Source organism: Acetobacter fallax (genome assembly GCF_011516735.1).
Taxonomy (GTDB): Bacteria; Pseudomonadota; Alphaproteobacteria; order Acetobacterales; family Acetobacteraceae; genus Acetobacter; species Acetobacter fallax.
Genome location: NZ_WOSX01000078.1, coordinates 1 through 7,770, shown reverse-complemented (window position 1 = coordinate 7,770; position 7,770 = coordinate 1). Strand labels below are relative to the sequence as shown.

7 protein-coding genes are annotated in these 7,770 nt (G+C 53.4%); 1 reads left to right on the top strand and 6 read right to left on the bottom strand.

The window, feature by feature from the left end; genetic code table 11:
- Positions 1-100 precede the first annotated feature (100 nt).
- The 5 genes from GOB85_RS17985 to GOB85_RS17965 all read right to left on the bottom strand — a co-directional run bounded on the left by GOB85_RS17985 (position 101) and on the right by GOB85_RS17965 (position 6,331).
- Positions 101-2,005, bottom strand: a complete 1,905-nt coding sequence (locus tag GOB85_RS17985) for a hypothetical protein (protein WP_173578757.1) — start codon at positions 2,003-2,005, stop codon at positions 101-103.
- A 121-nt stretch (positions 2,006-2,126) separates the two neighbouring features.
- Positions 2,127-2,966 (bottom strand): sugar phosphate isomerase/epimerase family protein, encoded by an 840-nt coding sequence (locus GOB85_RS17980; RefSeq protein WP_173578756.1) that lies wholly within the window; start codon positions 2,964-2,966, stop codon positions 2,127-2,129.
- On the bottom strand, positions 2,963-3,736 hold the full coding sequence (locus GOB85_RS17975; RefSeq protein WP_173578755.1) for an NAD(P)-dependent oxidoreductase: 774 nt from the start codon (positions 3,734-3,736) through the stop codon (positions 2,963-2,965). The genes GOB85_RS17980 and GOB85_RS17975 overlap by 4 nt, the downstream gene beginning before the upstream one ends.
- On the bottom strand, positions 3,733-4,857 hold the full coding sequence (locus GOB85_RS17970; RefSeq protein WP_173578754.1) for an FAD-dependent oxidoreductase: 1,125 nt from the start codon (positions 4,855-4,857) through the stop codon (positions 3,733-3,735). Before GOB85_RS17970 ends, GOB85_RS17975 begins: the two co-directional genes overlap by 4 nt.
- A gap of 73 nt (positions 4,858-4,930) precedes the next feature.
- Entirely contained in the window at positions 4,931-6,331 is a 1,401-nt protein-coding gene (locus GOB85_RS17965) for a hypothetical protein (RefSeq protein WP_173578753.1), read from the bottom strand.
- Here GOB85_RS17965 and GOB85_RS17960 point away from each other — a divergent pair, their 5' ends adjacent.
- Entirely contained in the window at positions 6,332-6,820 is a 489-nt protein-coding gene (locus GOB85_RS17960; protein WP_206752440.1) for a hypothetical protein, read from the top strand. It abuts the gene before it with no gap.
- A 144-nt stretch (positions 6,821-6,964) separates the two neighbouring features.
- On the opposite strand, the gene GOB85_RS17955 is transcribed toward GOB85_RS17960, so the two are convergent.
- Positions 6,965-7,612: a transposase gene (locus tag GOB85_RS17955; protein ID WP_173578751.1), complete on the bottom strand. Its 648-nt coding sequence runs from the start codon at positions 7,610-7,612 to the stop codon at positions 6,965-6,967.
- Positions 7,613-7,770: the final 158 nt, after the last annotated feature.

The window sequence follows — 7,770 nt, the reverse complement described above, 5'->3', positions numbered from 1 at the left end:
ACGCTCTTCAAGATACCGTCTGTGGAGCAATTGACGATATCTCTCATCGCCAGGCCGCAGCGTGCTTCACCGCCGCCGGATATGAACCAGACTGATCGGATTATGCTCTAGTGCCCACAATAAAGGATACGATATCCGCAATACAAGCTGGCTCATCGAGTCTAAAGTTGAAGAACGAGGTGTGTCCCGGACCAGCCGGGACAAGTTGTTCTGCGTCTGGATCATCCCTAACCAGTTCCTGGCGCACGAATGTTACCGGCGATGGGCTCTCCATGTAGTGCGGGGAATCATAGATGTGAAGATCGGCTCGGTGCTCCAGATTCGAGCGGCTGGTGATGATGAAACCTGTCTTGTTGGCGACCCAGCGGTATTTTGCCAGGCTTGCTCCCCAAATTGAGACAAAGGCATTTACGCGGCTGGCCCAAAGCACGCTTGTCGCGATAGGACGCCCCACCAGACTGACAATCTCAATCGGAGCATCCCGAAACCGTTCGGACAGGGCGGAAACGATAGCCTGTTCAATCCTGACAGGCCTTTCCTTCGCCAAATGCTCGGAAAAGCTTTCCGTGGCCACTTCCTGATCGGTTTCACTGCGTGAATTATGCCCGTCGAACAGAACGACGAGACCAGGAAAAGCATCCGCCAGAACAGCCAGAAGTTTAGAGAAAAATGCCTCCACATCCACCAAGGTTCGATTTTCAACCCGCAGCCCGATCAATACGGCCATACGGCCGTTGGCTATATTGAATTCATCGGAAGGAACGGCACTTGTCGCCAGTTGCAGAATACGTGAACGTAATCGATCAGAGATATATTCGCGGGTCGCCCGGAAAGCAAAATAACCGTTTTTGCAGATATGCGCGATAAATGGATCGAGTTCTCCCATAAAGCGCCGCTCGACCCGGCCTTCCATTTCCGGAAACAGCCTGTCGATCGGACCGTACAACTCGGTCTGATCAACGGCGTCGAGAACGACACATTCCGGCAGGTTATGACAACCGCCCTCTATGAGACTTTCGATACCGCTCAGTTCGTTCCAGAGCTGGTGCCCGAGATGCACAGACCCACGTCCGCGCATGATGTTCGCAAACCGGCAGGCCCCCTGAACCAGATACGGAATCAGCAGAGCACCCCACCGTGCCGCATAGATCAGTGTCCTGCTGCCAGCATCGTGGATAAAAAACTGCAGAGAGTGTAAAGGATGCCCGGGAACAAGCATGGTGTTTTGCGCGGGGAACCAGAGACCCATGACTACCGAGCAATGTCCTGCGACAAGGACAAAAAATGTGAGACCATAGCGCGGGTCGGCAAATCTGAATGCAAAATGAAAATCATCGAAGATAATCGTGCCCTGACAGGAAAGCTCTGTTCCATCGACCGGGCTTTCCCAGGTGAGGCGTCTCTGGTCGAAGCTGGTGGCAAGACGGTCCTGCCAGTCGGTGGCAAACCCCGCTTCCAGACATTGCCGCGATAAACGGACAGGGCCGGTCGCAGTGAACAGAGGAAAATCCACACCCAGATCGTTAACGCGCTGGACTATGGGCGTTTGCGCCAGGGCTGGCAGGCAAAGCCTGGCGATCGAGAGGCGGGTCGTATCACAGAGCTCGAAAAAAATCTGAAGTTCCGGATCCATGACAGGCGTGCAGCGTGCTGTCACCTGATCAAAAAGCCGCATCACGAGAGGCAGCGCTTTTACACGGAGCAGATCCTGAAAATCCTGAGACAGTTCTGCCACATTATCCGTAAGGCGTTCTAGCCTCCAATCGAGATACCATGTTGCGTGATCGCCGGTGTCATTCTGCAACGCCAGTAAATATAATGGCGCAAAACCCGTATAAAGTCCCACCGCTTTCCAGCCGGGCACAAAATTTGAACAAAACTTGCCGCCAACTCTGAGCGGCATATCAACATCAGCCAGATGAATATGCAGGATGCCATCGCGTGAAAAGATCGGATCGCGGATGTACAATCTTTCCGGACCGGGACGGAAATTATCGTCATTCACTTTATCATACTCCTGTACCCACCGACCTCTGAAGCGTATTATGACGGGACCGATCTGTCATAATAAATTGTCTAACAAGATTTTTTCGATCAGGTAAGTGTCTACACAATCGCAAGATTTTCTAAACTATTGACGGGAAATAACAATCGCGGGCCGTACCGATTGCCGACAGGATATGTTGATCCACGTTCTCGGCATCCGGCAGCGGCTTTCCGGCCTTCATCTCGATGACAACCCACCCCTCATAACCGATCTCATCAAGCGCCTTGCCCGCACGAGCGTGATCAAGGGTCGCGGGTGTGAAGCCGCCGAGATCCGGTTCAGCGACATGATAATGCGCCAGCAGTGATCCGGCCTCCAGAATCGCTTGACCAGGATCGTCTCCCGCCATCGCCACGCAGGCGGTATCGAGATGTACCCTCACATGCCCGTGCCCGGTCATCCGGACCAGATCAATGACGTCCTGTGCATGAGTGAGAAAATCGGCACCATAGATTTCAGGAACCGGCTCAATGCCCAATACGAGCCCTTTTTCCCGCACGATATCACCAAGTATCGTGAAACGCTCTGCCGCAAGATGCATCGCCGCATCGAGTGACAAGGCCCCTTTCAGTCGGTTGCGCGGCGCTCCGAATACAGCAATGCCGGCCCCCAGCGACCGGGCGATATCGGCCACGACCTTCATATGCTCCGTCATGGCAATGAATCCGGCTTCATTCCCAAGCAGGGATAATTCTGGCTTGCCGTAAAAAATTGCCTGAAGAGAACTTACAGACACTCCGGAACGGCTGCAATTTGCGACGAATTCCGCAAGCCGATGCGGCGTGATATCGCTCCATGGCGCAATTCTGGTGGGGGCAACCTCGATACCCTGTATATCGTGTTTCGTAAGAAAAGCGGGCATACGTTCGTCATCAGCGGCTGTCCATGCCAGATTTGACACGCCGAGACGTCTGGTCATGCATCATCTCCCGCAGTTCGACAAGAATTTAAAAAGATCTCCATTTCCGAAAGGACATTGTCCTGACTGAGGATATAGTTGGTCTCGCCAAACAGACTTCCGAATTTCGTCCGCAAGTCATAATGTTGTTCTGACGCGGCCTTATCACCGATTATGCGATTATGAAAAAAACGAGCACGAATGGTTTCTGTTGCAACTGGTTCCGTGACCAGATTAACCACCCCGCAGCGACGTGTCGTCGCCAGATCGTGAGCTAGACGCCGTAAGGGATACCACTGAAACGTGGAATAACCATTAATAACTTCCAGCATATGTCCGGTCATCATATCGAAAATAACGTTCTTTTTCAAACCAGTCCCGAACAGCGCAGGCAATCTGACAATCTGATGACTGTCGAAACGCTTTGCCACCCATTTCTCAAGCATGAGTCGATTGGCACCATAGGGGTGAAGCCCCTCCCGTGTTGGTTTGTCGTTTTCCGTAAGCCCCGCTGGAACGCCATAAACATCAACCGTCGAAATCAGCGTGAAATGATCGGTGGTGATTGTGTCCAGATCCGCGATGAGGGCCTCGATCCGCGCCTGATCCTCGTCCGGATTCTGATTGGCCCACCATTTGACTGCCATGACACCGGCACAGACGACGTCACCAAATTCCTGTCCCTTGATGTCCGCAATGTTTTTCGAATTATAGAGATTTTTAAAATCTCTTTGCTTGAGAAGATTTCCCCCGACGAAGCCCGTATGTCCGATCAGCGCATCCTGCGTCATGATTGCTCCACTTTATTTCTGTAAACACCGGTCTTGACGCCACGTGTCAGAATTTCTTCCTTGAGTGGCGTGCTCGCCGAAAGGAAATTTTGACTGTTCTTGGATTCGAGAAATGAAACAATTCGCTCCATGGCAAAGAAGATCGTGTCGATTTTTCCGGACATAACATGGAAAATACGTCCGTCACGAAACACTGAGCATGAACGGTCATCAACATTGCCGACAGGTTTGGTCTTGATCGAGAGCTGCGGTCCGATGAAACGGAAACTATCACGGAATGTCGGCAGATAGCGCGATATCTGCTCTTCCATCAGATGTCGCTTGTGCTCCACGGTGGCCCCATCCACAGCATCGCGTATCCGGCACGCTTCTGCGGCACTTCCCACTCGCGCCAACGGTGTGTGCGGCACGCTGGAGAGCGTATAGATCGTGGGATCCTCCGTGGGATAGACCGAGCAAAGCGGACCATCGACAAAGGTGCAGGCAGGAAATTCCTGAGCCGTCTCATAATACAACAGTAATGTAGGCTCGAAAAAATGCTTCAATGGAATATCGAGTTGCTGCCCCCATGTTGCGTCGACCAGCAGATCATAGGGCTCCCCTTCGACAGTTACCCCATCTGCTCCCTGCACAATAGAAGTAACCTCATGGCCGAGCACCAGAGAGTCACCCAGCACTTCCGTGAAATACCGGCGTGACTGATCTATGAGCAGAACGCGCTCTCCGGTCAGGATCTGTCCTTCCGCTCCCAGTATAGGAATCGACGCTTCGGTTTGCTCACGAAAATCAATCCCGGTAGATGTCATGATCAACCGATAGGTCGCAAAATCGATCAGACTGTCTACGCGTGGAACGGCATAGATATTCTCCGGGATTTCTCGGCTTAACAGAGGATACCGTTCCACAAAGCGCATGAAACCATCGCGTGATTGCACACGGGTGCCATGATGACGGGGATAATGAAAGCCGAGATGCAGCCGGAACTGGTTGTTTCCGGAAGCCTCATGCAAAAGGCGCTTGTGGCGCTCGAATAGTCGAACGTGGAAACCCAGCGCCTTGAGTGAACTCGCGATGTGACAACCATACCAGCCGCCACCGACAATCGCTATCCGGGAAACCATCCATCCTCCTTTATGCAACGCGGATCGCCTGCATCTGCGTCTGACATATTAGTTGGATTTCATGGACACATGGTTAACCGCCGCCAACTTCATCGCGCTGTTTACCAGTTGTGCATGCGCGTTCGATCACCGCACGGATGAACGCAAATGCCCGCCTTTCATCGACATGAAAATTGGCGATTGACGGGTTGACGCCACCAAGATCGACAAGAAGCGGAGCGTCGGGTGCGTCCGTTATCATATCCTCCGGCACGAACGCTAGAGGAGAGGCATCTTCCATGTAGCGCGGGCTGTGATACAGAGGCAGGTCTCCCCGATGATTGAGACCATATTTACTGGTCAGAACCACGCCGGGGATGTTACAGACCCAGCGATATTTTGCGAGCCCGGCTCCCCACATCGTGACCAGCACATCACTTTCCTTTCCGCAGGCCAGGCTTTCGGAAAGCGGCAGGCCAATAGTGCTGGCAATCAGCAGTTCCGTGCCTTCGGCTCTCGTCTGCATAGCCGCCACAAGATCGCGCTCGATCACGATGGGCGGTCGTGTGGCACCGTGTTCTCCATGACTCCAGACCACGTTTTCAGGCTCACCTGGATAGCTGTTGTGGCCGTCAATCACAAGAATCGCGCGTCCAAGGCTGGATGCAAGGCAATCGATGCGATGGAGACAGAAGTGCTCCAGTTCGACGACCGTCCGGTTTTCGACCCGCAGGCCGAACATAACCACCGGTATCCCCGCCTGATGGGCGCGAGCACACACAGCCGCCGGTGAATCGGGGGCCATCGGTTTGACGCAGGCAAGGATGCTGTCACGCACCATGCGCGACACGAAGAAGCTCGAGGAGCGGAACACAACCTGCCCACGTCGATAAAAGTCGGGAATCTCCGCCTCGAGATAGGTATGGCGTCGGTCAACCAACCCTCGCAAACGCGGGAATATCTCATCCAGTGGACCATACATCTCAGGATGATCGGCGGCATCATAAACAGCAAAACGCGGCAACTGGTCATCGCTGACCTGCGGGATCATCGCCGCTATTCCGGAAATATCGTTCCACAGGATATGCCCGAGATGGATTGACGTACTTCCTTGCCATGCATGGAGAGGTCTTGTTTCCTTCAGAGCAAAATAACGCACGAGCAGATCGCCGTGCCTCACAACCCGATTAGCGAACTCCTGCCACATCCCGGGCATCTGGCCCTGAATTGCGTCCACTGAAAAACTCACACAGAGTCGCCCTTCGGGAATGAACAGGCAGACAGGCCTGAGATAGGCCTCTCCCGCAATGACATACATCACCGTGCCGCTGGCCTCGTCGAGGCAGCGATAGGCGTACATGTTCCGGTTCAGAATCAGCGAATGACGGGCCGACATTGCCTTGCCGTCGATCGGAGAGGGAAACGCCATACTCCCTGTGCGCAGCAGTTCCACAATGCCCGACTGCACGCGCGACGTGCCAAGCAATTCATGCATATGCGTCCGGCGCAGGACTTGTCGGCGATTGCCAAGATCGGCCAACTGGCTGCCGGGATGCTGCGGATCGACCTCATCCCACGATACGAAACGGGTATTGCTGTCGAAGGCGGCCAGATAAAGGTCGAGGATTTCCACCCGCACGGCTTCTGGCAACCGGAAAAAACCGTCCTCCCGCGCATCCAGAGGCTCCGGCACGGGCGCGATCAGGATTTTCCCTATCAACCCGTCGATCAAGCCGCTCGCCTCCTCAATCAACAAGGATTGAAATGCCGGGGAAATCTCCGCGACACTCCCGCCGATCCTGTTCAGTTCTTCATCCAGATACCATACCGCCTCACGACCATCTTCGTGTCGCAAACAGAGGAGCGGGAGTCCGCTGAAGCCAGAAAAAACAACATCCGCAGTCCAGCCGGGCAGGTAAACAGCAGGCACACGATTGTGCTTTATTTCGCCCGCTTCATTTGCTGGAATAATGTAGCTTTTTGAATTCGAAATCATAAACTATCCGTTCTAATTAAGAATAAAATCATAATATCTTAAGAAATACCCCTGTCTTCAGGCAGATTTAAGCATAGAACAGACTATACCAGATTGATAACACGCGACCAACCTGCCTGAGCCTGGCGGGTGTTATGCACTTTGACTGAGCAGATTGGCGACATTTCTAAGCATGAAGCCTGCGAAAGCGATGGTGTGCATTGCGGCGAGGGTTGAGGCGCAGTGCTCGTAGTCTTTTACGAGCCTTCTGCATCGGGTTGTCCATGCGAAAGACCGTTCTACAATCCAGCGACGGGGCAGTAATACAAAACCACGTTTAGCCTGATGCAGCCGGACGATTTCGGGAGTGAAATCCTGCTCTTTGGCAGCTTTCGCCACTTTTGATCCGTTCTTTCTTTTCGCGCCATCATAGCCGGACCGTGGCCCGTTTTCCGGGGTCGAACGCAGTGTCCGGTTGTCGATGATCGCCGTCGTCGGTTCAGCCATTCTGCCGGCCGCAATACGCAGTATAACCCAAAGATCGTGGACAACAGCCTCGAAACAGCCCGCTTCCATCCATCGTCGGGATTGCTGGTAAACTGCAGTCCAGGGCGGAAGATCGTTCGGCATCGCTCGCCACGCAATGCCGTAACGGATCACATACCGAAGACCGTTGAACAGTTCCCGCAGATCATGATGGCGTTGTTCTGCGTTTTCTTTCATCAGAAGAAGATACGGAATAATCAGCGACGACTCTTCATCACTGATATCAGACGGATACGGTTGGCGGGCAGTAATCATCCATCTGTGCTGCAACACTCACGCCAGAAGTGCATAACACCCTCTATCAGCCTGTCGGGTTGGGGTACCCTGTGAAGGGGTAAGGTTGTAAGGTGGTGAGATGAGCAGCTTCATCCCGTCTGACCGGTCTCAGCCGTATCTTCTGCCGCCTGATCTGA